Origin of the sequence: Vibrio cidicii (assembly GCF_009665415.1) — a bacterium.
In the GTDB taxonomy this organism is placed as follows: domain Bacteria; phylum Pseudomonadota; class Gammaproteobacteria; order Enterobacterales; family Vibrionaceae; genus Vibrio; species Vibrio cidicii.
This window is the reverse complement of record NZ_CP035922.1, coordinates 565,312-591,047: the sequence shown is the minus strand read 5'-3', so window position 1 is coordinate 591,047 and position 25,736 is coordinate 565,312. Positions and strand designations below refer to the sequence as shown.

General features: G+C 48.9%; 24 protein-coding genes. 11 read left to right on the top strand and 13 right to left on the bottom strand.

The features are described from left to right. Window positions 1–220 precede the first annotated feature (220 nt). From EWA64_RS18220 to EWA64_RS18195, 6 genes are all read left to right on the top strand, one after another. Entirely contained in the window at window positions 221–4,318 is a 4,098-nt protein-coding gene (locus EWA64_RS18220; RefSeq protein WP_061895897.1) for a response regulator, read from the top strand. 1 nt (window position 4,319) lies between these two features. Then, a complete protein-coding gene (locus EWA64_RS18215) occupies window positions 4,320–5,159 on the top strand; it encodes a CheR family methyltransferase (protein WP_061895898.1) in 840 nt (279 codons plus the stop codon). 3 nt (window positions 5,160–5,162) lie between these two features. Beyond that, window positions 5,163–5,744, top strand: coding sequence for a chemotaxis protein CheB (locus tag EWA64_RS18210; protein ID WP_061895899.1), 582 nt, complete (start codon window positions 5,163–5,165; stop codon window positions 5,742–5,744). A 2-nt stretch (window positions 5,745–5,746) separates the two neighbouring features. After that, window positions 5,747–6,757, top strand: coding sequence for a GGDEF domain-containing response regulator (locus tag EWA64_RS18205; RefSeq protein ID WP_061895900.1), 1,011 nt, complete (start codon window positions 5,747–5,749; stop codon window positions 6,755–6,757). 224 nt (window positions 6,758–6,981) lie between these two features. Next, the gene (locus EWA64_RS18200) at window positions 6,982–7,716 is read left to right on the top strand and encodes an IclR family transcriptional regulator (RefSeq protein ID WP_039436716.1); all 735 of its coding nucleotides are present in this window, start codon (window positions 6,982–6,984) and stop codon (window positions 7,714–7,716) included. Between the two features lie 7 nt (window positions 7,717–7,723). Beyond that, the gene (locus EWA64_RS18195) at window positions 7,724–8,560 is read left to right on the top strand and encodes an arginase (RefSeq protein WP_065860351.1); all 837 of its coding nucleotides are present in this window, start codon (window positions 7,724–7,726) and stop codon (window positions 8,558–8,560) included. A gap of 41 nt (window positions 8,561–8,601) precedes the next feature. Here the strand turns inward: EWA64_RS18195 and EWA64_RS18190 are convergent, their stop codons facing one another. Beyond that, on the bottom strand, window positions 8,602–9,885 hold the full coding sequence (locus EWA64_RS18190; RefSeq protein ID WP_039442993.1) for a DEAD/DEAH box helicase: 1,284 nt from the start codon (window positions 9,883–9,885) through the stop codon (window positions 8,602–8,604). Window positions 9,886–10,012: 127 nt separating this feature from the next. After that, window positions 10,013–11,002: a CobW family GTP-binding protein gene (locus tag EWA64_RS18185; RefSeq protein WP_061895902.1), complete on the bottom strand. Its 990-nt coding sequence runs from the start codon at window positions 11,000–11,002 to the stop codon at window positions 10,013–10,015. A 147-nt stretch (window positions 11,003–11,149) separates the two neighbouring features. On the opposite strand from EWA64_RS18185, the gene EWA64_RS18180 reads away from it, so the two are divergent. Next, the gene (locus EWA64_RS18180; protein WP_061895903.1) at window positions 11,150–11,815 is read left to right on the top strand and encodes a tRNA (adenine(22)-N(1))-methyltransferase; all 666 of its coding nucleotides are present in this window, start codon (window positions 11,150–11,152) and stop codon (window positions 11,813–11,815) included. A 119-nt stretch (window positions 11,816–11,934) separates the two neighbouring features. Here EWA64_RS18180 and EWA64_RS18175 read toward each other — a convergent pair whose 3' ends face one another. Next, window positions 11,935–13,029 (bottom strand): alkene reductase, encoded by a 1,095-nt coding sequence (locus tag EWA64_RS18175; RefSeq protein WP_061895904.1) that lies wholly within the window; start codon window positions 13,027–13,029, stop codon window positions 11,935–11,937. A gap of 10 nt (window positions 13,030–13,039) precedes the next feature. Next, window positions 13,040–13,657, bottom strand: a complete 618-nt coding sequence (gene grxB, locus EWA64_RS18170; RefSeq protein ID WP_061895905.1) for a glutaredoxin 2 — start codon at window positions 13,655–13,657, stop codon at window positions 13,040–13,042. Between the two features lie 172 nt (window positions 13,658–13,829). Between grxB and EWA64_RS18165 the strand changes: the two genes are divergently transcribed. Beyond that, a complete protein-coding gene (locus tag EWA64_RS18165) occupies window positions 13,830–14,762 on the top strand; it encodes a LysR family transcriptional regulator (RefSeq protein ID WP_061895906.1) in 933 nt (310 codons plus the stop codon). Between the two features lie 2 nt (window positions 14,763–14,764). Here EWA64_RS18165 and EWA64_RS18160 read toward each other — a convergent pair whose 3' ends face one another. Together EWA64_RS18160 and EWA64_RS18155 are read right to left on the bottom strand one after the other, a co-directional pair. Continuing rightward, complete coding sequence (locus EWA64_RS18160) at window positions 14,765–15,649, bottom strand: SDR family oxidoreductase (RefSeq protein ID WP_061895907.1); 885 nt, start codon at window positions 15,647–15,649, stop codon at window positions 14,765–14,767. Further along, window positions 15,646–16,260, bottom strand: coding sequence for a hypothetical protein (locus EWA64_RS18155; protein ID WP_061896002.1), 615 nt, complete (start codon window positions 16,258–16,260; stop codon window positions 15,646–15,648). The genes EWA64_RS18160 and EWA64_RS18155 overlap by 4 nt, the downstream gene beginning before the upstream one ends. 154 nt (window positions 16,261–16,414) lie before the next feature. On the opposite strand from EWA64_RS18155, the gene EWA64_RS18150 reads away from it, so the two are divergent. Then, window positions 16,415–16,966, top strand: coding sequence for a TetR/AcrR family transcriptional regulator (locus EWA64_RS18150; protein WP_061895908.1), 552 nt, complete (start codon window positions 16,415–16,417; stop codon window positions 16,964–16,966). Window positions 16,967–16,983: 17 nt separating this feature from the next. Here the strand turns inward: EWA64_RS18150 and EWA64_RS18145 are convergent, their stop codons facing one another. Next, window positions 16,984–17,211, bottom strand: a complete 228-nt coding sequence (locus tag EWA64_RS18145) for a DUF3820 family protein (RefSeq protein ID WP_061896003.1) — start codon at window positions 17,209–17,211, stop codon at window positions 16,984–16,986. A gap of 76 nt (window positions 17,212–17,287) precedes the next feature. Between EWA64_RS18145 and EWA64_RS18140 the strand changes: the two genes are divergently transcribed. Further along, a complete protein-coding gene (locus EWA64_RS18140) occupies window positions 17,288–17,596 on the top strand; it encodes a cysteine-rich CWC family protein (RefSeq protein WP_061895909.1) in 309 nt (102 codons plus the stop codon). A 44-nt stretch (window positions 17,597–17,640) separates the two neighbouring features. Here the strand turns inward: EWA64_RS18140 and EWA64_RS18135 are convergent, their stop codons facing one another. The 6 genes from EWA64_RS18135 to EWA64_RS18110 form a co-directional block, all read right to left on the bottom strand. After that, window positions 17,641–18,744 carry a SurA N-terminal domain-containing protein gene (locus tag EWA64_RS18135; RefSeq protein WP_061895910.1) on the bottom strand — a complete coding sequence of 368 codons (1,104 nt, stop codon included), beginning with the start codon at window positions 18,742–18,744 and terminating at the stop codon, window positions 17,641–17,643. 243 nt (window positions 18,745–18,987) lie between these two features. Next, entirely contained in the window at window positions 18,988–19,500 is a 513-nt protein-coding gene (locus EWA64_RS18130; RefSeq protein ID WP_061895911.1) for a hypothetical protein, read from the bottom strand. 1 nt (window position 19,501) lies between these two features. Next, entirely contained in the window at window positions 19,502–20,434 is a 933-nt protein-coding gene (locus EWA64_RS18125) for an SRPBCC family protein (RefSeq protein WP_061895912.1), read from the bottom strand. Between the two features lie 168 nt (window positions 20,435–20,602). After that, window positions 20,603–21,955, bottom strand: coding sequence for a molecular chaperone (gene yegD, locus EWA64_RS18120; RefSeq protein ID WP_061895913.1), 1,353 nt, complete (start codon window positions 21,953–21,955; stop codon window positions 20,603–20,605). Between the two features lie 83 nt (window positions 21,956–22,038). Continuing rightward, window positions 22,039–22,683, bottom strand: a complete 645-nt coding sequence (locus EWA64_RS18115) for a hypothetical protein (RefSeq protein ID WP_061895914.1) — start codon at window positions 22,681–22,683, stop codon at window positions 22,039–22,041. Next, window positions 22,680–23,654, bottom strand: coding sequence for an ABC transporter substrate-binding protein (locus EWA64_RS18110; RefSeq protein WP_061895915.1), 975 nt, complete (start codon window positions 23,652–23,654; stop codon window positions 22,680–22,682). Before EWA64_RS18110 ends, EWA64_RS18115 begins: the two co-directional genes overlap by 4 nt. A gap of 138 nt (window positions 23,655–23,792) precedes the next feature. Here EWA64_RS18110 and EWA64_RS18105 point away from each other — a divergent pair, with 138 nt between their 5' ends. Beyond that, window positions 23,793–25,730 (top strand): PAS domain-containing sensor histidine kinase, encoded by a 1,938-nt coding sequence (locus tag EWA64_RS18105; RefSeq protein ID WP_061895916.1) that lies wholly within the window; start codon window positions 23,793–23,795, stop codon window positions 25,728–25,730. Window positions 25,731–25,736: the final 6 nt, after the last annotated feature.

Genomic DNA, 25,736 nt, shown 5'->3' with positions numbered 1-25,736 from the left:
TCTTGCAAAAAAAGCCTGCAAGATAAGCGCCAAATAGTCATTGATAGCAAGTGACACACCACTAAAAATCCAAATCACATATTGACTCATCTATCAATCAATATGTGATTTAGCGATGTTAAAATCAGATCCTAGTCAACAGTCTGCTTAAGCCCATTTGAACAAGAATCGAATATAAGAGAAACTGGTTTAATAAAAACAACTGATTAGTGATACCTTGATGATAAAGTTCGCGGACATTCGTATTCGTCCTAAGTTAATTGCCCTTTTAATCACGTTTGGCATTTTGCCTATGGTATGCGTAACGATTTTCAGTGGACGCATGGCTGGTGATGCGTTAATCGACAAATCGTTTGAAGAGCTACAGGCCATTCAATCGTTGCGTTCTACCGCCATTGATACATTTTTTAGCAAGCGATTGCTTGATATCAGCATGTTTGCTTCCACGTCGGAAATGCTCGATTTTGGCCAACAACTCAGTGAGTCCGCGACGACTGAATCACAAAGTCAACTCGAAGAAACATTGCGCCACTTCGTCGAATCTTATGGCTATCGCGATCTGTTTATCCTTTCACCGCAAAACGGGAAAATCCTCTACGCCTTGCGAGACAAGAGCCGTATTCGCTCCATTAATCTCAGCTACGAATCGAGCGATCCGGCCCTCGCCCGACTTTGGGCCAAAGAACTGAGCCACCCGCGTGCACTTTTTACCGACTTTGCCAAAAGCAAAGCCGCTGATAACCAGTACGTCGCTTACTTTTCTGCGCCGATTTTGGATCAAGAAGGTAAATTGATTGCCATTGTCGCCGTACAAGTGATGCCGCAATTAGTAACCGAAATTGTCAATTCCCGTGTCGGTATGGGAGACACAGGCGAGTCCTATATTATTGGTCTTGAAAACGCGACGGATACATTCTCGTTGCGCTCGGATCTGGTTACGATGGGCAACGGCCTATATGTGGTTGGCTATAGGCTCAGCAGTGGTGAGCCCGATTACTGGCGTGACGCGCAATCTGCGGGCGAGCGCGGCGGGCAAGGCATATATTTCGACAGCCTCGGACTTCCAGTTCTGGTCACCTTCCACAAATTGGATATCCCCGGCCACGACTGGTATCTGATCTCCAAAATCAATCAAGACGAAGTCACCACTTCGGTTTATCACGTGTACCAGATCCTCCTGGCAGTCGGCGTGGCTTTGTTTGTTATCGTCTGCTTTATTGCCATCAAGTTTTCCTCGTCAGTTACTCAGCCTTTGCTCGAAAGCATGGGGTTTGCCCAGCGGATTGCTGAGGGTGACTTAGAGTCCGCGTTAACCATTGACCGCAAAGACGAGCTCGGCGAATTAAGCCGTTCACTCAACAATATGGCTTCGCAACTGCGCGACTTAGACTGGCTGAAATCGGGCAAAGAGATGTTAGACAATGAAATCCGTGGCGATCTCAGCCTCGAACTGTTGTCAGACAAGTTTATTACCTTTTTCAGCAAACATATGAATGCCCAGTTAGGTGCGCTCTATCTGTTTGAAAACGACCGATTGGAGCTGCGTGCCTCCTATGCGTTTTCTGATCGTCATGGCAATTTCAACCAACTCAAACTCGGCGAAGGCATGGTCGGTCAAGCGGCACTGGAGCGCCAAGTGATCGCCTTTAACCATCTGCAACATAATGTGCCGAGCTACAATTTTGCCGCTGGGGAAACGATTCCAAGTCATTTTCTCGCCATCCCATTAGCGGTTGATGAACAGTTAATTGGCGTCGTGATGCTCGGCTCAAACCAAGCCTACAGCTCGATTCAACGCCGCTTTGTCGATGAGATCGTCAGCAATCTCGCCATTGTGTTTAACGCCACCAAAGCGCGTTTGGTGATCAACTCACTGCTACTGGAAACGCAGCAGCAGAAAGAGAGCCTAAGCAAAGCAAACGAAGAGTTAGAACAGCAGACTCAGGCATTGCGCGCCTCGGAAGAGGAGTTGCAGGCGCAGCAGGAAGAGCTGCGCGTCACTAATGAAGAGCTGCAAGAGCAAACCAAAGTGCTCAAAGAATCGGAAGCCGAGCTGCAAGCCCAGCAAGAAGAGCTACGCGTCACCAACGAAGAGTTGGAAGAGCGAACCAAAGCGCTTGAGCAGCAGCAAAACGAGATGAAAGAGAAAAATGAGGCGCTGCGAGAGGCGCAGCAAGTGGTGGAAGAAAAAGCCAAAGAGTTGGAAATCGCCAGCAAGTACAAGTCTGAGTTCTTGGCGAACATGTCGCACGAACTGCGCACACCGCTCAACAGTATTTTGATCCTCTCGCAGTTGTTCGCCAACAACAAAGATGGCAACTTAACCGACAAACAGATCGAATCAGCCAAGGCGATCAACTCATCGGGCTCTGACCTACTCTCTTTGATTAACGAAATTCTCGATCTTTCCAAAGTCGAAGCAGGGAAAATCGACTTGCATATTGAGGATGTATCGCTTGCCAGCATAGAGCAGGATTTGTTGCGCCTGTACAAAGAGATCGCCGACGACAAAGGGCTCGATTTCCAAGTCATCTGTGCCGGCAACTTGCCCGTGAGCCTTGAAAGTGACTCGCAGCGACTGCAGCAAATTCTGCGCAATCTGCTCACCAACGCGTTCAAATTCACCCATGAAGGTGCCGTGACGCTGAACATGGCTCATCCGTCGCAAGAGCTGGCAAAACTGCTCAACAAGCCGCGTGAAGAGTTGATCGCCTTTTCGGTTCGTGATGACGGCATCGGCATTAAGCAAGATCAGCAAGTGGCGATTTTCCAAGCCTTCCAGCAGGCCGATGGCAGCACCAGCCGCAAATATGGCGGCACAGGGCTCGGCTTGTCTATCTCCAAAGAACTGGCCCATTTGCTCGGTGGTCGTATTCATCTTAAGAGTGAAGAAGGAAAAGGCAGCACCTTTACCGTGGTGTTCCCGCTGAAATACACTGAGAAAGCACGTAACGAGATGGAAAGCTTGCCGCAGATTAGCCTCGCGCCACTGGAAATCACCGAACGCGAAGCGACAGTAGAAGCGCAAGAACATGCGGTAGCCTCCACACCCGCGCCGCAACCGCCTATTCGTGTCGAGCAAGCAGAACCCGTTCTCAGCGCCAGTGACAGTTATGTGGAAGACGACCGACAATCGATTGTCGCCGAAGATCGCACCTTGTTGATCATTGAAGACGATCGCGCGTTTGCTGGTGTCATGCGTGATTTTGGCCGCGAGCGAGGCTTTAAATGCATTGTCGCCGAAACAGGTGAAAGCGGCTTGCACTTTGCTCAATACTACAACCCGAGCGCCATCATTTTGGACATTGGCTTGCCCGGCATCGACGGTTGGACCGTGATGGAGCGCCTTAAAGAGAACCCAGAAACGCGCCATATTCCAGTACATTTTATGTCGGCCAACGACGCCAATTTGGACGCGCTACGTATGGGCGCGATTGGCTACCTCACCAAACCGGTTGATATGAAAAAGCTTGAAAAAGCATTTGGCAATATTGAAGAAATTATCTCCAAACCCGTGAAACGCCTTCTGGTGGTGGAAGATGATGCCATTCAACAAGAGAGCATTCGCCAGCTGATTGGCGAAGATGACGTGCATATTGTTACCGTGCCAACGGGCGAGAAAGCGTTGAGTGAGCTGGAGTCGGCACGTTATGACTGCATGGTGCTGGATTTGGGCCTTGAGGATATGACCGGTTTCGAGCTGCTTGAGCGTATTCGCCGCAGCGAAACGGCGGCGCGCGTGCCCATCATTGTGTATACCGGACGGGAGTTGAGCAAAGAAGAAGAGAAAGAGTTAAACCGCTACGCCGAGAGCATCATCATCAAGGGGGTCAAATCTCCTGAGCGCTTGCTGGATGAATCCGCGCTCTTCCTTCACCGCGTGGAAGCCAACCTGCCGAGAGAACAACAAGGTATGTTGCGCGCAGTGCACAATAAAGAATCGGTTCTGATCGGCAAAAAAGTTTTGCTGGTTGACGACGATATGCGTAATGTGTTCGCTCTCTCGAGCATTTTGGAAGACAAAGGCATGGATATTGTCATTGCCCGAGATGGTTTGGAGAGCCTAGATAAGTTAAAAGAAAACCCGGATATTGATGTCGTATTAATGGACATCATGATGCCAAGGATGGATGGTTACGAAGCCATGGAAGAGATTCGTAAACAAAAAGTTTACGAAAAGCTGCCAGTGATCGCGCTGACGGCAAAGGCGATGAAGGGCGATAGAAGTAAGTGTATTGAAGCAGGTGCGAGTGATTACCTCGCCAAGCCAGTCAATACCGATAAGTTATTGTCAATGTTGCGAGTATGGTTGTACTGAAATGGAAAGCGTGACTGATCTTTCAAACGAACAATTAGAAATTCAACTGCTGTTGGAAGCGATCTATCGCAAATATGGTTATGACTTTCGCGAATATTCGCTCGCTCATACCAAGCGACGACTCGAATATCGACGTGCGATTGAAGGCATGTCGAACTATTCGCAAATGCAGCACAAAGTGATCAACGACGCGCGTTTTTTTGATCAAATGCTGCTCGATCTCTCCATCAACGTCACGGAAATGTTCCGCGACCCTTGGTTCTACAAAAAGGTTCGTGAGCTGATTATTCCTCATTTGCAGACCTACCCGTTTGTCAAAATTTGGCATGCGGGCTGCTCAGCAGGTCAAGAAGTCTACTCGATGGGCATCATGCTTGAAGAAGAAGGGATGAAAGATCGCGCGCAAATTTACGCGACCGATTTCAACGAAGCCATTTTGGAAAAGGCCAAAAAAGGCATCTATCCGATGGATTTGGTTCGCCAATACACGACAAACTACCAAGCCGCGGGAGGCAGCGCTTCTTTCTCTGACTACTACATTGCCGACTACGACAGCGTGATCATGAAACTCGCGCTGCGAGATAAAATGTTGTTCACCCCACACAACTTAGCCACCGACGGTGTGTTTGGCGAAATGAATGTCATTTTTTGTCGTAACGTATTGATTTATTTCAACAGAGAGCTGCAGAACCGCGTATTTAAACTTTTCTACGATAGCTTAGTACCGGGCGGTTTTCTCTGCCTCGGCTCAAAAGAATCGCTGCGTTTTTCTGATATCGCGGACAAGTTTGATTTGGTCTCAGAAAAAGAAAAGATTTATCGCAAGAAACGGATTAGGTGATACATGAGTTGTCGTGGCCACACATACAGCGCAGTTGTTATTGGCGCATCCGCAGGCGGCCTTGCAGCCGTTGGAGCGCTATTACGTCAGTTGAAGGATTCATTTTGCTTGCCAATCTTACTGGTGCAGCACATTAGTCCCTCGCCAGAAAGTTACATGGCCACGCACTTTGACAGCAAAAGCCACCTGAGCGTACAAGAAGCTGAAGACAAACTGCCCATCCGCCGCGGCAATATGTACATTGCTCCGCCCAACTACCACATGATGGTAGAAGTCGATGGCTGTATTGCCCTTTCAGTCGATCCACCTGTGAATTATTCACGGCCATCGATTGATGTGTTGTTTGAAACCGCCGCCGACTATTATGGCCCATCGTTGGTTGGCGTGGTGTTGACGGGCGCGAATTCCGACGGCGCGCTTGGGCTAAAAAAAATCAAACAAATGGGCGGACTGGCAGTGGTTCAATCCGTCGAAAGTGCCGAGGCGCAGGCCATGCCAGCCGCCGCGATTGAAACGGCCAATGTCGATCATATCCTCCCTTTGGACGAAATTGGTCATTTCTTAAATTCTCTATGTGACTGTTAACCATGCAAGATAAAGCAACCATACTCATCGTTGATGACAAAATCGAAAACCTGCTCACGCTAGAGGGCCTGCTGGACGCTTTTTCAGTAAACGTGGTCCGTGCCACTTCCGGCGAAGAGGCCCTTGCCCTAACGTTAGACTACGATTTCGCGCTGGTGCTACTAGACGTACAGATGCCAACCATGAATGGTTACGAAGTGGCTGAGTTGATGCGTGGTAACCGCAAAACCCGTCATATTCCGATTATTTTTGTCACTGCGGCCTCGAAATCCGAAGAAAACATCTTCCGTGGTTACGAACACGGGGCGGTAGACTATCTGTTTAAACCGTTGCATCCACTGGTGTTTCACAGCAAAGTGCGCGTTTTTATTGAGCTGTTTGAACAGCGCCATGCCCTGAAAAAGAAGACCATGGAGTTTGACCAAAAGCTCTCTGAGCTAGAGGAGTTGCAGCAACAATTGGAAGAGACTAACGAACAACTGTTGCTGCTCTCGACCACCGACAGCCTTACTGGCCTGCACAATCGCCGCCGTTTTGAAGAGATCTACAGCGACGAATGGAATCGAGCTCTACGGTCAAATACCTCAGTATCGATGATCATCTTCGACATCGATCACTTCAAAATGTACAACGACTCTTTTGGCCACCAGCAAGGGGATGAATGTTTGCGTATGGTCGCGGAAGCGATTCGCAATATGAAGTTACGTTGTCTCGATAAGGTCGCGCGTATTGGCGGAGAAGAGTTTGCCGCGATTTTGCCTGAAACCGATCTTGAAGGCGCGAAACACGTGGCGGATCGTATTCGCACTACAATAGAAGCGCTACGCATCAAACACAGTGAAAATGCCAGTTACCCTCATGTTACGGCCAGCCTTGGGATTTGCTCTATGGTGCCGCAAGCCGACGGCAATATCCGCCTACTACTGAAAAAAGCAGACGAAGCGTTGTACAAAGCCAAACGCACGGGTCGTAATCGCATTGCCGAAGCTTGTCACACGGAATTCGTTTCGTAGCGCCTCGCCACCTGCTTGGTGCTTATCACACTTTACATTTAGGGGAACATTCGTTCCCTTTTCTGATCTTTGGTGAATACCTTTTACTCGCCTAACGCTCTTGCTTTCTGAGCACGGCTTAAATCAAATTCTCACATAACGAGAAATAGTAAATTAAATTTCATTCCTTTTCTTAATCAATAAGAATTATAGTTGTGTTATGAATTTGTACACGTAAAAATCACATGAAAGAAAACAAGATGAACGCCAATCAGGTTAACGAAAAAACGTTACAACTGCTGATGCAGGTTGCGGTGAACGACGAGCCGGTTTCAGCCAAAACTCTAAGCGAACAATTAAACGTTCCGCTCAGCAGCTTGTATCGCCATTTGAAATTACTCAAAGAGTGGAACCTGATTGAAGAAAGCGCCCATGAAAAAACGCTGATTGTTGGCCCCGCAGCACTGCTGTTGATGCGCAGCTATCAAACCAGTCAGCACAGTCTTGAATCGGTGGAAACGATATTAGCGCGTTTACAGCATCAGACTGGAGAGCTCGCCGCTTACATGGTGCCTGTAGGTTATCGCGCTTTGTGCGTTCGTCAGAAAGAGAGTATGCAGGCGCTACGATGTAGCTACGTCCAGGGTCAAAGTCAACCACTACTTCGTGGCGCCTCATCCAAAGTGATGCTCGCTTTCATGCCGCAACAACGATGCGAACGGATTCTGCGCTATTTCGGCCAAGAACAGCGACTAGAGAAATGGCAGGAAGAGCTCGACACCATTCGCCGTAACGGCTACGCAGTGAGCACGTCGGAGATTGATCCCGGGGTTTCTGGTATCAGTGCTCCGGTCATGAAAGGAAGTAAACTGATTGGCGCAGTCACGGTCATGGCTCCAGCTCACAGGGTGGATGCCGACAAGCAACGAATCATTTTACATGTTTTACAGGCAGCGAGAGCGCTCCCACCAGAAAGGTAATGCCGCCATGTTAAGCTTTTTCAAACGTCATCAAAAAGCCAGTGTGATTGAACATCATCACTCACCTTTTACCTATCTCACCTTAAGTGAGTTCGTGAAACCTATGACAATCGTCGAGTTTGAAACAGCGCAACAGAGCCTAGAAAACGCCAGTGAATGGTTATATCAACTCAACAAACGTAAAACAGGGACCGACTGCGATAATTTTTCGCGCAAAGATGTGGAAAACGGCAGCTATCAGGAAGTGTTAAGCCGCGCACTTTCACGTCGTGCCATTCCGATTGTTCTTACCAATTGCGCAGAAAGCGTACTCTCTTCAATGCCTGTGCTATTTAGCGGCAGTGAAGAAGTTGGGTTGGTTAATTTGAGCCACAGCATGGGGCTCAAAGCAACGTTGGACGTGAAACTCGGCACCGCTTTTCACTTTGCCCTCACTCGCTATCACAACACCCGGGCCTTTTTCGTTGGCGTGAACGAGAGCCATACCAGCAGCGCAGTTTGGGAACACGCCGAAGATCTCGGTTGCAATTGGCTGACAGAGAAAGAGTTCACTTTCCGCCATCGCAACGATTGTAAGGAACACTTGGGCAGTTTTATCGATCACTGTGACCGATTGGTGCTCTCGATTGATTTGGCGTCGATTGTCGCTAAAGCCAGCATTGAAGATTGCCAAGCGCTCGACATGCAGATGGTGATGCGCACTTTGCGCCAATGTTTGCTCTCGGGCAAAACCACCTTTATCCAAATTGTGGGCGATCGCGATAAGCTCATCTACTCACGCGAATGCAAAAACATGCTGGAAGAGTTAGACCAGCTCACCGATTTGCTTCACTACGCAGCATAAAAAAATCACCCGCTTGGGTGATTTTTTATTGAGGTTCTAAATTAACCGCGACGCGCTTTCAAGCGTTTGACCATCGCTAAGCGACGTTCTGCCGCGGCCTGATCGGTCGGCTCGTTGGCGTTATTACGTCGACCTTGACGATTTTTAAACGACGGCTTGCTATTGAGTTTGTCGATGTATGCGGTACGGCTTTTCGGCTCGTATCCGGCCAGTTCGATGCGGCGGATCTGCTGCTTAATTAAGTTTTCCACCTGAATCACCGTCAGCTCTTCTTCGCGATTGACGAAAGAGACCGCATGACCTTGTTTGCCCGCACGGCCAGTACGGCCAATACGGTGCACATAGTCTTCCGCCAAGAACGGCATGTCATAGTTGACCACGTGTGGCAAATCTTCGATATCTAACCCACGCGCAGCGACATCGGTCGCGACCATCACGCGCACTTTGCCCGTTTTGAACTCTTCAAGCGCGCGACGACGTGCACTTTGCGCTTTGTCGCCGTGGCAAACCGTGGCTTTGATGCCGTCTAGCTTGAGCTCTTGCACAATCTCGTTGGCAGTCTCTTTGTAGTTAACAAACACCAGCACCTGCTGCCAGTTTTTGCGGCCAATCAGTTCCGACAACAACTCTGTTTTGCGTTCTTGATCAACAGGATACAGTACGTGTGCAATCGTATGTGCGGTGGTATTTTCACGCTCAACGGCGATGCGTTTTGGCTTACGTAGAATGTCTTTCGACAGCTCGTTAAGCTGGCTTGAGGTCGTGGCAGAAAACATCATGATCTGCGGATTGGTGTCCACGTCGAGAAGTATCTTGCGTACCGCGCTGATAAAGCCCATATCTAGAATGCGGTCCGCTTCATCAAACACCAGAAATTCGATATTGGCGACCGTCACATTGCCCGCTTCGATGTGCTCTTCCAAACGTCCCGGCGTCGCCACTAAAATATCGACGCCATTTTCTAAAGCACGTTCTTGGCTCGACATTTTACGACCACCAAAGACCGCCGCTACCGTGAGGTTGGTGTATTTGGTGTAGGCTTTGATGTTGTCCGCGATCTGCTCAGCCAGTTCACGCGTCGGCGCAAAAATCAGCGCTCTGGCTGATTTACGCGATGCCGTTTTACTGCTGTCGAGCAATTGCTGGATCAAAGGCAGAGAAAAAGCGGCGGTTTTGCCAGTTCCAGTTTGCGCAGTGGCAAAAATATCATGGCCACGGCGGGCGACAGGAATGGCTTTTTGCTGAATTGGGGTTAGCTTTTCATAGCCACACTCTTCGAGCGCTTTCACGACTTCGGGAGCAAAACCTTGAGATGCAAATGACATGGAGCGTTTCCTTAAACAGACAAAAAGTTAATCGCGTAAACAAATGGCCGAGCATTCTACCTGAAAGCGAGTGATATATCTCACGATATTCGACAATTCAGTGAAAAAACTTCAGTGTCGACTCTGCTTACTTGGCGTGGGCGCCGCATAAACGTAGCAAAATCGCCTCAAGTTCGTCCCAAGGCATCCGTTGCGAGTCAATCACCTCGATACGCGATTCAAATCCTTCCAACGACATCTGGTTGACCGACAGCACGCCATTGGCGCGATTAAAGGCGTAACAGCCTTGATCGGTGTTGATGACCGCTTTAACACGCTCTGCGGTTAAGTCCGTCAACATGGAAAACAATTGGTCAAAATTAAAACGATACTCCGCGCCAATCAGCCAGCCGCAACTGAAATAGCCCTGCCCTTGATTCTCTTTACGCACATACGCCTGCCCCGGCTGCAACTGAAACTGCGGCTCCATATCAGCATGATGGTGATGATGCGCTTCAATATGCGTTGATGCACTGCCATGAACGCGCTCAATGTCGAGCACTTCCAGCGGCAACTGTCCATCGTGGATTAACTTGCTAAACACTTTCGCTGGCGTTTGATCGGTCAGCCAATCATTAAACACGTCAATATCGTGGGCATGGCACAAATCCACCTTGCTACCAATCACCACATCAGCGCAGGCAAGCTGATCATTAAAGTTCTGATTTCTGGTGTATTTTTCATCACTGAGATTGCGAGGGTCCACCAGCGCAATCGTCGCTTTAAGATCAACATATTCTTGATACTGCGCCGAGGTGAGCGTTGCAATCACTTGTTTTGGATGGCCCAGTCCGGTCGGCTCAATCAACAAACGATCGGGATTTTGCCTTAGCAACGCGGTGATCCCAACACTCATCGGCACCCCAGCGGTACAACACATGCATCCACCGGGGACCTCTTTAATCACAGCGCCGCTTTCTGTCATCATCGCGCCATCAATGCCGATTTCACCGAACTCATTCACCAACACCGCCCACTTTTCATTGGCTGGTTTGTTTTCGAGCAGATTGAGAATCGTGGTCGTTTTGCCGACACCGAGAAAGCCAGTAATGATGTTAGTTGGAACCCGCTTGGCCATAGTCTTCTCCAGAAAATACAAGGTTTAGGCGGCTATTTTACTTTTCATCCAAGAAGTTGCACCTCTTTTCCACGCATTTCACTTCGCAACCGATGGCAAAAACCACTACAATCGCCCGCTTTGAGTCCCGCCTTTATCGGAGCGAAAATGAAACTGAGTCAACGCATGCAAACTCTGCAATCCATGGTGAGCGACGAGTATGACCATATTTGGGATTGTTGCTGCGATCACGGCTATCTGGGGCTTGCGTTGCTGCAACAGACACAAAGTGCCAAGGTGCATTTTGTCGACATCGTGCCGCAGCTAACAGAAAAAGTGAGGCAAACGCTTGAAGCAAACCACACGGCTCAACGCCATCGCTGGCATGTCGAGTGCGTTGACGTTGCGCAGTTGCCTTTGGAAGGTTTTGCAGGCCGACATTTGGTAATCATTGCCGGTGTCGGTGGCGACTTAACGCTCGCACTGATTGAACAAATTTGCCAGCGACACCCGCAAGCCGAGTTGGAGTTTCTGCTCTGCCCGGTGCATCATCTGTACATGTTGCGCCAAGCTCTGCGTCGCCTTAAGTTTGGCCTGATTGACGAAAAGCTTATTGAAGAGAATCGCCGCTTTTACGAAGTGTTGCACCTATCGCGCCAGCAAGATACGCATCGAGAGCTTTCTGTCGTTGGGGATTCAATGTGGTCTCGCGCGCCGCTGGATATCGCCAAACGCTATCAGGCAACGACCATTGCCCATTATCAACGCTTGCAGCGCGGCCATGGTGAGGCCATGTCGACGATCATTGAAAACTATCAAAACGTGATGCTTTGACGCGTCATTGACCTTTCCAGCGAATCGCACCATAAGTGGCTTAACCCCCTTAATTGACACTGGTTTTTCCAGCTCAAATAAGGGGGAAAAGAGATCAAGTCACTGATTCACCAACCTGACTAATCTGTAAAATTCGGATAGTCGGTGTAACCCTTCTGATTACCACCAAACAGCGTTGCGCCATCGAGCTCGGCCAGTGGATGCCCGTTCTCCAAACGGCTAACCAGATCTGGGTTAGCGACAAAGGGACGACCAAACGCGACCAGATCGGCGTACCCTTTTTCCAGCACCTCCTGCGCACGTGCTGGAGAGTAACGTCCAGCAACGATAATGGTATTGCTGAAAGACTCGCGCAGTGCGATACGAAACACTTCTGGGATAGTCGGCGCATCGTCCCAGTCGGCCTCCGACAGATGTAAATAAGCGATATCGCGTGCTTGTAGTTGCTGCGAGGCTTGCAAAATGGTCGGCACAATATCAGGGCAGTTCATGTCTTTGAAAGTGATAAATGGCGCTAACCGTACACCGACTTTATCGGCGCCAATCGCTTCGATCACCGCATCAACAACCTCAAGCAAAAAGCGCATCCGATTTTCACGGCTGCCACCGTAGCGATCGGTGCGTTTATTCGAGTTGGTGCGCAAAAATTGGTCAATCAGATAACCATTGCCACCATGGATTTCTACCCCATCAAAGCCCGCTTCGATAGCCCGCTTTGCCGCGAAAGCAAAATCATTTACCACACGATCAATATCGGCTTGAGTCATCGCACGCGGCTCGACGCAGTCCACCATCTGCCCGTTGCCGTTTTCATCAGCAATCCATACTTTGGTTTCCACTGGCGCCAAAGCAGACGGCGCAATGGGCAACTCACCTTTTTGAAACACAGGATGAGAGACACGGCCGACATGCCAGAGCTGACAAAACATCAGCGCTCCTTTGGCATGCACCGCGGAAGTCACTTGCTGCCAGCCTTGCACTTGCGCATCGGTATACACGCCAGGCGTGAAAGAATAACCTTGCGAGTCGTCTGAAATTTGCGTCGCTTCGGAAATGATCAGCCCCGCACTGGCACGTTGCTGATAGTACTGGGCCATCATGGCGTTTGCGATATTGCCGGGTTGAGTGCTGCGCGCGCGTGTCATCGGCGCCATGACGACTCGATTGGCTAGCGCTTGGCCTTTCATTTCTGTTGGTTGAAACAGTTTACTCATTACTCTCTCCTTATTTCAGCAGTGACACGGTGGTTTCTTCACTGGCAAACTGCATCCACGCCTGCACCGAGTTTTCCCATTGGATCTGCGGCGCACTGAAAAAGCCGCGCAAAATCGAGAAAATCACCGCCTGATCAACGACCGTCAGCGGCTGTTTCAACAATTCGCTGGCATTTTGGATCACCACCTCCACCTGCTTGGCAATCTCGGCAGTATCGGCCAGCAAGGCTGCAAAATTCAGCGCTTCGGTCTCCTTTTTTGCTCGCCAAGCGCGTTTGGCTGAGTCAGTGCGAAACTCGCGCAGATCCATTGCTGACCAGCGCGGGTAGCCGATTTTTTGCAGCGGTAAAAAGGCGCTGCTTTGCCATTCTAAAACCGCGTTCGCTGGTTGGTTCGTTTCTGCTGAACCAGCCAAGTTGAGCAGATATTGGATAATGTCTAAACTCTCTGCGATGGCGACCCCATTGTCTTTAACCAGCACAGGCACTTGTTTACTGCCCACCAACTCGGTCGTGGTTTTATCGTCATCATAATCGATGGTTTCGACTTCAAGCTTAAGGCCGAGCATGCCAGCAACGAAGCGGACGCGGGCACTAAATGGGCAATGTTCATAGATGTATAATTTCATGTTTCTTTCCTAACTCTTTTGGGGCAATTCACGCACAGAGCCACTGGCCTAGCGTTTGGTCCAATGATGTCGATGCGCCATAGTTGAGCCAGTATATTCATTCGAAATAATTTGATAATTTACCGTTTATTAAATTCATTATTTAGAATTTCCAAACAATCAGGGGACTCCATTGGATAAATTTGCCGACATGACGATGTTTGCCAGCATAGTCAAAAACCAAGGGCTTGCCGCCGCAGGCAGAGAACTCGGGCTCTCCCCCGCCACCGTGACCGCGCGCTTACAAGCGCTGGAAGAGCGTTATGGCGTGAAGCTGCTCAATCGCAGTACCCGCCATCTCTCACTCACCGACTCTGGCGCGACGTATTACCAAGCATGTTTAGAGATCCTTGAGGCGGTCAAAGCGACAGAAAACCTGCTGCAAACCGGCAGTAAAGAGGTGCGTGGCACGTTGAAAGTCGCCGCGCCGAAAGACATTGGCAAGCAGTACATCTACCCGATTTTATCGGCCTTTTGCCAGCGCTATCCTCACGTCGTGCCTTATCTCTATCTCAATGATAACTTGGTGAATATTGCCGAATCAGGTATCGATGTGGTGATAAGGTATGGCTCACTGGCCGATAGCAATTTGATCTCCCGCCGCTTAGCGGCCAGTCAGCGCGTGTTGTGCGCCTCACCGGAGTACTTAGCCAAAAAAGGGATGCCAAACACGCCACATGATCTCGCTCATCATGATTGCTTGGCGATGCTACGCAGTAATGAGGAGCTAAAAACTTGGCACTTTCAAGCCAGCGAGCAGCGCGATGCCATTACCATAGTGCCAAAGCGATTTTCAGACGATGGGGAAGTGATCCGGCTCTGGGCACTGGATGGCGCAGGCATTGCGCTCAAATCGATTTTGGATGTGCAGGAAGATATTCAGCAAAAGCGCCTTGTCACCGTACTGGATGGCTACATGAAAAACTTCAACACGTCTGCAGCCAGTTTGAGCGCCGATCTCAACGTGATTTACATGAGCCGCCAGTACCAACCTAAACGCATTCGCTTGTTTATCGATTTTCTCTTTGAGCACTTTGCACAGTCGATACCGCCTAATCCAGAGTGAAACTACTGTGAGCGAACGGCATGGTGTGTTTGCTTTGCTAGCAAGCGATAATGGTCCTTTAGATGGTAGCAGCCATAGCGCGGTGCGATGGCATCTTTGCCCATCGCGGCAAGGAAAAATTCGAACGGTCCAGCCCATTTTTCGGGCAGATGTTGCGCAATCACCAAACTCGTGCGGCGCATCCAATCAGGCAAATGAGTCAGCTTGGCTTCGCGCTCTAAGGCATCAAAAGCCAGTTGCGCAATCTGCTTGGCGCTTAGCACATCAGGGCCACCAACATCTAGCTCTTGCTCGGTGCGCCATATGGCCTCTAAGCAAAAGCGCGCCAGATCCGCTCCATGGATCGGGTTGAGTTTCAACTCACCCTGACCAAAAAGATAGGCGCGGCCGCTTTTTGCCATATGATAAATCTCCTCCAGATCAGAAAAAAATCCGTTGGGACGAATCACGCAAGGCGTAACAGTGGTCGAACTTAGAAGCCGTCGAGCAAAACGCTCTTTGGCATTGAGTAAGCGCACCTTGGGAAACTGCGCGGCATTAAAGGCCGAGATATAGATGAACTTTTTCACGCCAGCGCGCTCAGCTTCCAGCAGCAAGTTGAGATTCGCACCGTAATCAACATCTGCATAACTCAGCCCATCACGCTGACGGGTGATACCCAAACAAGAAATCACCACCTCCACGCCATCGCAGATACCTTGCAATTGCTGCGCGTCGGTCACCTGCGCTTGGACAATCTGCGCGTCGTCCACCCCCAACTGCTGCAATTTGCTTCGGCTCCTAGCCAGCGCTTTGAAATCCATCTGCTGCTCAAGCAGTTGCTTTACGATGTGTGAACCTAAATAGCCCGTTGAACCAGCAACGAGAATACGTGGGGAATTGTTCATTCATTGTCTCCTGAGGAAAGTTCTGTCTCTGGGCGGTATGGCTCTTCTTTTAGTATGTGACTGACCAGCAACTTGAGGTAAAACAAGGGAAGAAACCACTCCATGCCTTCGGCAACACTAAACACATACAGGCAAAGCAAAATACTTAGTGAGTAACAGGCCAGCGCCACTGGTCGCTGCAAATAGAGCGGCGTGAGCAAAATAGTGATGCAGGCAAGCAACATGTACCCACCGACTGCCGCTATCCAAAGCAGATCGAAAGAGAAAAATGCCCAGCTAAACAGCGATAACTGTACAAAGTGCGAGGTAACAAAAAGCAGATGTTGCTTAAAACCTTGACCTTCACGGTGATACCAACGTTTGGCGCTTGAGGTGGCATTGGTAATGATGCCTCCGACAATATCCGCGCTGAGAAACCCGGCAATCAGATACTGCGGCCAGCGCCAATCCAACTGTGCCCAATAGGCATACACAACGATGGCAAGCCCAGCCAACACGGGCAAAGAGTACTGCAATTGCTTTTCTGCGTTGGTCGCACCCGGGCCAATAAATTTGTCTATTGCACCCGAAAAACCCGGTTTCACGTCAGGGACATTCCAATCAATTTTCATCGCCGCCTCCATTTTAGACCACTTGGTCTTTTTTAAATTAGAAGGTTTTTCATACAAGGTAAAGTCATTTTTGACCATGTGGTCTAAATAAAAATCGCTGTGTTATACTGCTCGACAGCAATGGTGAAGAAAAGTAAACAAGCAAGGAACAGAGATGCCCAAGATCATTGACCATGAGCAGCGCAGAGAAGAGATCGCGTTAAGATCCGCTGAACTATTTCTCATTCATGGCTACAAGAATATCGGTATGCGCCAGCTCTGCGACCAACTGGGCATGAGCAAAAGCGCGCTCTATTACTATTACAAAAGTAAGGATGAGCTGTTTCGCGCTGCCACTGAAGCGATTGTCAACTTTGATAGCGATGCCATCGCTCATCGACCTTCAGCTGAGCAGGCCACGCCAGCACAACGAGTCGAAAACTTCCTGCTAATCATGCAGCAAATCGCGCCAAGATATTTTCAAGAACTTAAACTGGTCTCCGATTACATTGATGTTATCGGGCAAGAGCACATTGCCGACGATGATTGTATGAAGCTTGCCAATCAGAAATATCTCGCCATGCTCAGCCACTATGTCTCCAAAGAGCTCGACGAGATGCTATTTACTCTTTTACTTGGCTTGCTGAATCACCAGCTCTTGATTGGTAAAACTCTAGAAAACCATTATATAACCAAGTTGGTTAGCAACATCTTAAGACAAGATTAGTAAACTTTAGGGCACTGCTATCGTGCTCGGTTATCCCGCTTCAACGGCTTTACCACCGAGTCTAGCCCTTCGATTTTTAACGCCAAGCAAAGCTGCAGCAGTTGGCCTAGTTCCCCTTCTGGAAATCCTTTGTTCGCAAACCAGAGCAAATAAGCTTCCGGTAGATCGATCAACATTCGCCCGGCATATTTGCCATAGGGCATCGGCATACGCGCCAATTTTAGTAAGTTCTCTTTTTCCACCATCGCGTTTTTATCCTGTCTTTGCCAAACAACAAAGACTATCATTGTGCCCCTTTGTAACCAAGGTGAAAAACAGAAGATGAAATCAGCGTGTATCGGAGCATGCAAAAATAATGGCGGGATTTGCCAAGGCTGCCATCGCACCATGGCGGAGATTGTCAATTGGGCATCCAGCAGCGATCAGCAAAGAGAGCACGTTTTGTCACAACTTGCAGGCCAAGAGGCCCCCCATCAATGTCCAAGTTGCCGCCAACCAAGCCATTGTGACATCAGCGCGGGCAAATCGACCTGTTGGTGTTTCGATTTAGAAGAAAGAGAGATCGCCACAGAGTTACAAGGCAAGAGCTGTTTGTGTCGCCGCTGTCTTGAAAAAACACCGCTCGTCTAAAGCCAGAGAGCGGTGTTTGATGTTGGATGAGCGAAAGTGATCAATCAGTTGCTTACGGCTGGTTGCACCATGGTTGCGATGTCGGAAGACCAAATTTGAATCACCGACTGGTTGAGATCCGCTTCGCTCATGTGGGCAACGTGAAATTCAAACAGACGTAACTCATCCGAAGGCTGGAGATAAACCTGTTTACGATGCACCGCAAGCGCAATCTCATCCGCTTGCTCGCTGATATCCTGCTGCAAGTTTGCTTTTAAACGCTGATGCATTTGCTGCACTTGGTCACTGAATTCCTGCGCACTGATGGTGCCATTTTTCGTGTAATCGATCACTTTCGCGATGATATCTTTGGCTTGCATCCAATCCGGTTGCTGAGCAAACTCAATTAACGCTTTAGTTGATAAACGCCCCGCCGCTTTTTCTTCCTCGACTGACACCGCAACCTTTTCTTGCTCGGCATCAGTCACGAGCGCATTTTCAATCCGTTTGGCCAGTACCTGATTTGCCAATTGGCGCGACAGCGATTCCTTACGGCTCATTTTGCTGTCTTCATCCAAATCAAACAGTGCGTCGGTCGATGTACGCGTTGCAACCAAAATGCGCGGTGTTTGCTCCACACTCTCTGGCTGCGCAGCTGCAAGCTGCGTGGCCGAAGGCTGAGATTTCTTCACCAGTTTGACATCGGTAAAAACACGATCAATCGCATCTTCAGCGTCACGTGTTGTAAAATCGCCAACCAGAATCAGCGTAACCTCTTCCTGATCACCAGTTACTAGGGTTTGATTACTGCCCGCTTGTTCTAGTACTTCACGCAGCGCATCCGCCAGCGGTTGCTCACTCAATAGCGCTTGCTTGCTGTACAAACGTTGCGCGCGGCGCTCTTTTCCCATCCCAAGGCGAATAGCAACCGCATCTTTACTGCGACGTGACGGCATCAGTACGTAACGAATATGGTTTTCCAACGTACCGGTTTTCATCTGTCTTGGCAGGCTGAGGTCGGTGGTTGGCATCCAGTTCTGTTCTGGTGTCAGCGAGAGTGTTTCAATCGCTGCGTGGGCAGCAGGAAGAGCACAAGTCATCGACAATAAGCCAAACAAAACCGATGACTTCACTTTTTTAACAAACGGATTAGATACTGCGAATAACACGAAAAACCTCAATCAAGGCAAATATACCAAACAAGCAAACTTGTTATATCTGTTGATCAAGACGTCTGAAAATGGCTTCCTTGTTCGCACCTGTGCAAGTGGCCTTAGAGTAGGCATGGGAGTCAGAGTGGAACTGATTTTTGCGACATCTTATAAAAATCAGCCGGGATTATAGTGCATTTTTTCAGCACCACAATCCCTAATAAAATAAAGTCTCGAAATTAAGACAAGAGATCGCCCAACTTACTGTTCAGAAGCTGAAATACCCCTGTCTTGCTCGTTATCTGGTGTCTGCGCCAAGATCAACTGGCACAGCCATACACAAGCAGCGCAGTAAAAATGGGCTGAAATCGCATGGCAGAGATGCTTAGGTTGCTTGCTCATCTGCTGTGCTAAATGCTGCAATTGCTGAGCACTCTGTTCAACAATCGCTTGATCCTTTGGGCTGTTCAACGAAATGGGATGGTTTTGCGTGACCTCAGTAAAAAGCTGCGTTGCGGCAAGGATTTTCTGCCTTTGCGCTAAATTGGGCTGCATGAGTTCACCAAGCTGCGCGGCGTACTCTGCACGGATCTCCCCCCTTGGTTTGACCTGATTAAGCGTCGCCAGCAGATTACGCACTGTAAAACGAAAGTCGGCTGGCAGCAGCAGATCATAAAGATAGGGCCGAAGCCAAAACCACAATTGCAGCGCAACCAGCACGACAAACATCGCGAGTAAAATCAGCAGCACGGTTTCAATCATAAAGGTATTCATGTTAGCCCTTTTTAAATAGCATCACTTCCGTACGCAATTGGTCTGGAGCGACTTCACTTGGATTATCGAGATACTTTTCAATGCCTAGCGGACGAGATGTGACTTTAAATTTCTTGGCACGCGTTAGTGATGCAGCAAAGGCCCAAGCATTGCCTAGAAATTGATATTCGCCTTGATGTTCCACCGCAAAAGTGACGCCTGCGGGAATCGTACCGGCGACAAACTTCTCCGCTGCAGGTAGCGGTTCAGAAACAGGCAAACAGGTAACGAAATCGAAACGCCGTTTACGCATTGACATGGATTGATAGAGCGTAAACTGCTCGCCACATGCTTTGATATTGTGTAGCGCCGCGTAATCATTGAGGTTATCCGTATGGCGCTGTGCCAGCGTGGCAATTTCGTCCAACGTTGCCGAACCCCAAACGCCAATATAGTGGGTTTCGGGCAGAACTCGTTCGCCCAGCTCTCGAACTTTACTGTCAACACGTCCGGTTTCTAGCGCACTTTTTAGCATACGCAAGCCTCGGTCATAGTCCATACGCAGCATGTTACGAATAAAGCTTTTGAGAAAAAACAGATACCACGGCAGGTGGCCGCGATACTGCCATTCCACTTTACAACCTGATCCCGAGGGCGTGACATTAAAACGCACTTCAGCATGACTTTTAAAAGGTTTGAGAAAGTGGAGACGGTACACCAATTGGTTGTCGTAAAGATGCGCCAGCTCCATTCGCCCTTGGCCAATACGTTTACCTTTCCAAGTGTAGTAAGCACCCGGCTGCTGCTGAAAAGTGCTGAACACCACCTCGCTGTTTGGCTCCAATATCAGCCACGGTGACCATTTCGTCCATGTGGTAAAATCGCTGATGTAGTCGATGGTTTTCTCGACACTTTTTTCGACGTGGATACTGCGGCTAACGCGACATTCAGGCATTTTATCTCTCCAATGAAACGGTACCAAACCCGTACGATGTGCTCAGACAACTCAATGAGATAACGATTGTACGCCTTCGTAGCAAACTCGCCAACTGCGCCGCTAAGGCTTCAGAGGCGATCCTTTACACCATTTACTCAGCAGCCTGTTAGGCAAAGCGCTCGCTGGTTAAGCAAAACACACCTGCGCCCAGCGCGCGAGGCCCGCCGTGACCGAGCCGAAATAGTTGCCGCTGACTAAAGGAATATTCGGCAGCTCATTTTCGATGGCCTCTCGCAGCACCGGAGAGCGTGCAGAGCCGCCCGTCATAAAGATAACGTCTGGCTGTTTGCCACCTTGCGCGACCGCCTCACGCACCAATTCGACCATTTTAAGTTTCGGTGCTTCAATCGCGGCAATCATCTCTTGACGTTCAATCTCCACTTCAAGCGTTTCCGATAGCAGATTGAGCGACAGGCGACATTTGTCTTGTTCCGACAACACAATTTTCGCCTCTTCGGCGCGACGCGTTATTTGATAACCCAGCGTCTCATGGTAAACCTGCAGCAGTCTCGCCAGCTTTTCTGGCTCTTGCGCTTCTTTATGCAGTGTTTTTAACGCAGCTAAGTTCTGTCGCGAGTAAAACTCATTTTGTGCTTGCACATTGTTAATCGCGATCGGATTCCAGAACTGCGTTCTCGGCATATCAATGCCACTGAGCGCTTTACTGCCAAAGCCAAATGGCGTCATCAACTGACGAAAAGCCAGATGAATATCGAGATCGTTTCCGCCCACTCGCTGCCCGGTATGGGCAAGCAAACTGGCGCTGCGATCTTTCTGGCCTCGCCATTTCGGCCCCATTTCAAGCAATGAGCAATCGGTGGTCCCGCCGCCGATGTCCACCACCAACACCGTTTGATTTTGCGTCAAAGTCGCTTCATATTCCAACCCGGCGGCAACAGGCTCGAACTGGAATTCTATCTGTTTAAACCCAGCCCGCTGTGCTGCGCGGCGCAAGATGTTTTCTGCCTGACGATTCGCCACTTCACCGCCACGGCCATGAAAGTTAACCGGACGGCCAATGACCGCACTTTCAATTGCCGTTTGCGTACTTCTCTCGCCGTTTTGGCGAATGTTGGCCATCATGGCGCACACCAAATCTTCGAAAAAACTCAGTTGGATATCATGCAAACCGGAAGCACCCAAAAACGATTTCGGTGACTTTACGTAATAGAGATCACGCGGATCGGCCAAATAGCGATCCAGCGCTGCTTGACCGAAGGCGACATCTTGCGCATGAAGCTCGATACTCTCTTCGCGGTTTTCCTTGATTGAACGACGCAGCAGTTGTTCGCCGATGGCATCAAACGGTTTAATGTTGCGATGGCGAAACAGGTGCTCGGATACCGATTCTCGACTGGGTGCCGATAGCGTTGACGGGATGTAGTAGCTTTGTCCTTCAAGCGGGAGCAGTTGTGGCTCGCCCTCTTGCATCACTGCAATCGAGCAATTTGCCGTCCCATAATCAAAGCCAATAAACATAGTGCCTCCCGTCGCTGATAAAAAAGGTCGGCAATGCTAACTCAGGGAAGCGGAAATAGCCAGTCGCGTTGATCGAAGCGAGATTATTGGCGTGAAAAACGTGATGTCGGCAAACAAAGCACCAAAGAAAAGAGCAAAATAAACCCAGGCATCAATAACATTCCGTGACTGATAGAATAATAGTGATTCAGCAAGTAAAACAAAATCACCGTCAACGCATAATTCGCTAAAGCCAAGAAACAGAAAGCAACCAAGGTAAATTTGAGCTTGCTAAATGAGAGACGCTTTATTAATAGTGAAGAAAGATAATAAGCCGCCAATAATGACACTTTCCAAAATGGCCGCATTAATAGCAAGGAAAATAGCGCGGAAATAATGATAATCTGATTCACGTCATACAAGTTGATGTCTTGCGAGAAGAGATAAATAATGGGTAAACCATTTTCCCATGAAACCGACCACGAAATGCTGTTGTGCCAACTGATAAACAGCGTAAAACAACTCACCGCATAAAAAGTTTTCTGCTCGAGAAAAGGTTGCAATACCTGCGCATAATAGGCGCGCCACGCTTTATTAGCTCTTTTCTCCCAAGGCTTAGTGAGAAGAAAGCGTGGGCCTTTAAAGTCAAACGGATGGTTATCAGGGATTTGGCTAGGTAACAAGAATAAGAACGTCAGCAAATAAGCGATCGCCAACAGGACCACCTCAAAGATCAGTGCCAAACTCATTCCACCCACTCCGCATGCGACGGCGCTTGCAAGCCCCAACGTTTCATTTCACTCTCGCTAAAAAGAGCTCTACCCTGATTGCCGATTTGGATAGGGATAGCATTGGCGGGTATGCCGGATAGAATCTGATTGATGATTTGTCCTACCTGCTTGCCTTGCGCATCGCCAAATAGAACCACACCACCCGACGTTTTACCTTTGCCGACAGAAAAATCCCAAAAGCCAAATAAGGGTACGCGGGTGTGTTGATTGGTCCAGGCCAGTACCTCTTCGGATGGCGTGTTTCTGCCAGTTGTCGCATCGGTGATGGTTTGATACAAACCGACAATAATGGCATCTACCCCCTCGCTTTGCGCAGATCCCACTGTCCTCTGCCAAGCTTGAAAATCGCTAATCAGATGAATTTTCACATCGACCGCTAAACTTTTTTTCATTAATTGATACTGGCTGTCAATATAACTTGCAGCGATTTCAGAGGTCACACCGGAGTCAAATAATATCCACACTTTCAAATCGCGCTTTCCTACCATACGTTTTATTTCACCAATATTTTTGACAAACAATGGCAGTTCAAGAACACCCGTCACCTGTGCGTTTCCATGGTAAGTCGCCAACAGTTTTCTCGGATTAATATTAATACCAAGAAAGATGAGAGAAATAGGCTCATTGTAGAGTTTTGGCAGCATATAATTTAGTGCGTTGTCGTCACCCAACACGACGATCTTGGGCTTCAATTGTTGATATGTGGCAAACGCTTTCTCCGCCATCAACGGATATTGCTCTCTCGGCAAACGTTTAGTGTCCATTTCAAACGTGACAATATCTGCTTTATCTGCTACTTCACTGCGCAGCCCCTGCAAATAACTCTTATCCCACTCGTATTGCTCGTGGTAACTCTCAATCACCAACACTTGTTCTGCGCGTGATGAAATAGAAAACAGCAAGATGAGCAGTATTCCGAATGCTTTCATTATGTTCACCCAAAGTGTTTCTTTCTATTGCAGTGTAGTTGAAATTATCAATAACAATGAAATCTGCTGGGTAGGCAACATTGGTTCAACGCATTTGCATCTATACTGAAAGCAAAGTGTCAGGAGCCACCTATCAATATGAGCAAAGTCCAGCAGTACGAAGAGAGCATTCATAACCCGCTATTCAGCCGCATTGGTCGGCGAATTGTGCTGATCATGATCATCATCAGCGGCGTGATCACCTTGTTTACCACATTGCTGCAACTTTATTGGGATTACGATAAAGAGTTTAATGATGTCGAACAGCGACATTACGAAATACAGAGTGTGCACGCAGGTTTGTTATCGGCTTCGCTGTGGTCGTTCGATATGGTGTTGCTGCAAGAGCGATTGGATGGCCTAGTCAACTTACCCAAAATCGATTTCTTAGAGATTCGTTCGGACGATTATGTGTTTAGTGCCGGGCACAAGGTCGAACAGCGAGCGATTGGCAGCCGCTTTCCGCTTATTTATCAAAACCCGCTGGATGGCACGTCGCAAACCATTGGCAGCATTTACGTCGAATCAGATGCTGGGCAAATTCATCAGCAATTGATCCGGCAGTTTTTAATGACGCTGACTATGAACGCGATTAAAACCACCTTAGTTTGCACCATCATCTTGATGGTGTTCCACACGAGTGTAAATCGGCGTATTTTTGAAATCGCCAAATACCTGCGCAATTACAATCCGCGTCATCCCGCCGAACCCTTGGCATTAGTCCACTCCGATTGGGCGATGGAAAGCGAAGATGAACTCGATTGGCTGGGAGATGAGACCAACCGCATCACGACTAGCGTGACTACGCTGTATCGCAACATCAAACGTGAGCAAGAGCGCTTTACCGACTTTACTCATGTGTCATCCGATTGGCTGTGGGAAACCGATCACCTCGGCCGTTTAACTTTTTGCTCTGAAGCGATGCTCAATGCACTCAACCTAAGCGAAGATCGCAAGCCGTTGCTGAGTGAGCTGGAAGCGTTCTCCCACGCCAATCAATTAAAGCGTTGCTTGCTCAAAAAACAGGATTTTTCTCGCTGCGAAGAGTGCATCACGCTCAACAGCATGGCGTTGTACTTCCACTTTCAAGCGATCGCTCTTTACGAAGAGGAGCAATTTGTCGGATTTCGTGGCACTGCGCTCAACATCACCGATCTTAAGCGCACACAAGTTGAGCTACAAACGCTCAACCAGAATCTCGAACATCAAGTCGCGCTGCGCACCTTAGATCTCAAGCAGAGCATGGAACAGCTACAACAAACTCAAGAACACTTGGTGGAATCAGAAAAGCTGGCCGCTTTGGGCGGTTTGGTTGCTGGTGTGGCTCATGAAGTCAACACGCCATTAGGAATCGCCGTAACGGCTTCCTCCATCATTCGCGATGCGACGCGTCAACTGAATCAAGCCTTCTCTGATCAGTCGCTGACCAGCACCCAGTTTGCTCAATTGATGCAGCAAATGACCGATAGCAGCGAGATGTTGGAAAATAATCTGCACCGCGCTGCCAAGTTAGTTCGCGATTTCAAACAGACGGCGGTGGATCAAATTTCAGAGAGCCGTAGCGAGTTCAACGTCAAGCAAGTGTTATCTGCGTTGATTGCCAGCTTACATCCGGAAACACGAAAAGTACCCGTCACCCCCATACTTGAAGGTGACGATCAATTGGAAATGAATAGCCTACCGGGCGTGTTAACCCAAATCGTCTCAAATCTGATTTTAAACAGCGTCAATCACGCCTTTGCCGAGCAAGCGCAACCCAGCATTGTGATCAGACTGGAACAGCAAGATGAAAACCTCATTCTGCATTACAGCGACAACGGCTGTGGCGTGGATGAATCGTTGCATCAAAAGATTTTCGAGCCCTTTTTCACCAGTAAACGGGGCAAAGGCGGCTCGGGTTTGGGCCTAAACTTGGCGTTTAACTTGATCAAGCAGAAGCTAAAAGGCGACCTTCATTTTGCGTCAGCCCCCGGCGAAGGGGTGCAGTTCACCATCACTTTGCCTAAGGAGCTGCCGCTCAACATCGCCCAAGCGTAGAGATTC

Coding starts and splice junctions, on each gene's coding strand:
- EWA64_RS18220 (WP_061895897.1), top strand. CDS start 221: ATGATAAAGTTCGCGGACATTCGTATTCGTCCTAAGTTAATTGCCCTT.
- EWA64_RS18215 (WP_061895898.1), top strand. CDS start 4,320: ATGGAAAGCGTGACTGATCTTTCAAACGAACAATTAGAAATTCAACTG.
- EWA64_RS18210 (WP_061895899.1), top strand. CDS start 5,163: ATGAGTTGTCGTGGCCACACATACAGCGCAGTTGTTATTGGCGCATCC.
- EWA64_RS18205 (WP_061895900.1), top strand. CDS start 5,747: ATGCAAGATAAAGCAACCATACTCATCGTTGATGACAAAATCGAAAAC.
- EWA64_RS18200 (WP_039436716.1), top strand. CDS start 6,982: ATGAAAGAAAACAAGATGAACGCCAATCAGGTTAACGAAAAAACGTTA.
- EWA64_RS18195 (WP_065860351.1), top strand. CDS start 7,724: ATGTTAAGCTTTTTCAAACGTCATCAAAAAGCCAGTGTGATTGAACAT.
- EWA64_RS18190 (WP_039442993.1), bottom strand. CDS start 9,885: ATGTCATTTGCATCTCAAGGTTTTGCTCCCGAAGTCGTGAAAGCGCTC.
- EWA64_RS18185 (WP_061895902.1), bottom strand. CDS start 11,002: ATGGCCAAGCGGGTTCCAACTAACATCATTACTGGCTTTCTCGGTGTC.
- EWA64_RS18180 (WP_061895903.1), top strand. CDS start 11,150: ATGAAACTGAGTCAACGCATGCAAACTCTGCAATCCATGGTGAGCGAC.
- EWA64_RS18175 (WP_061895904.1), bottom strand. CDS start 13,029: ATGAGTAAACTGTTTCAACCAACAGAAATGAAAGGCCAAGCGCTAGCC.
- grxB (WP_061895905.1), bottom strand. CDS start 13,657: ATGAAATTATACATCTATGAACATTGCCCATTTAGTGCCCGCGTCCGC.
- EWA64_RS18160 (WP_061895907.1), bottom strand. CDS start 15,649: ATGAACAATTCCCCACGTATTCTCGTTGCTGGTTCAACGGGCTATTTA.
- EWA64_RS18155 (WP_061896002.1), bottom strand. CDS start 16,260: ATGAAAATTGATTGGAATGTCCCTGACGTGAAACCGGGTTTTTCGGGT.
- EWA64_RS18150 (WP_061895908.1), top strand. CDS start 16,415: ATGCCCAAGATCATTGACCATGAGCAGCGCAGAGAAGAGATCGCGTTA.
- EWA64_RS18145 (WP_061896003.1), bottom strand. CDS start 17,211: ATGGTGGAAAAAGAGAACTTACTAAAATTGGCGCGTATGCCGATGCCC.
- EWA64_RS18140 (WP_061895909.1), top strand. CDS start 17,288: ATGAAATCAGCGTGTATCGGAGCATGCAAAAATAATGGCGGGATTTGC.
- EWA64_RS18130 (WP_061895911.1), bottom strand. CDS start 19,500: ATGAATACCTTTATGATTGAAACCGTGCTGCTGATTTTACTCGCGATG.
- EWA64_RS18125 (WP_061895912.1), bottom strand. CDS start 20,434: ATGCCTGAATGTCGCGTTAGCCGCAGTATCCACGTCGAAAAAAGTGTC.
- yegD (WP_061895913.1), bottom strand. CDS start 21,955: ATGTTTATTGGCTTTGATTATGGGACGGCAAATTGCTCGATTGCAGTG.
- EWA64_RS18115 (WP_061895914.1), bottom strand. CDS start 22,683: ATGAGTTTGGCACTGATCTTTGAGGTGGTCCTGTTGGCGATCGCTTAT.
- EWA64_RS18110 (WP_061895915.1), bottom strand. CDS start 23,654: ATGAAAGCATTCGGAATACTGCTCATCTTGCTGTTTTCTATTTCATCA.
- EWA64_RS18105 (WP_061895916.1), top strand. CDS start 23,793: ATGAGCAAAGTCCAGCAGTACGAAGAGAGCATTCATAACCCGCTATTC.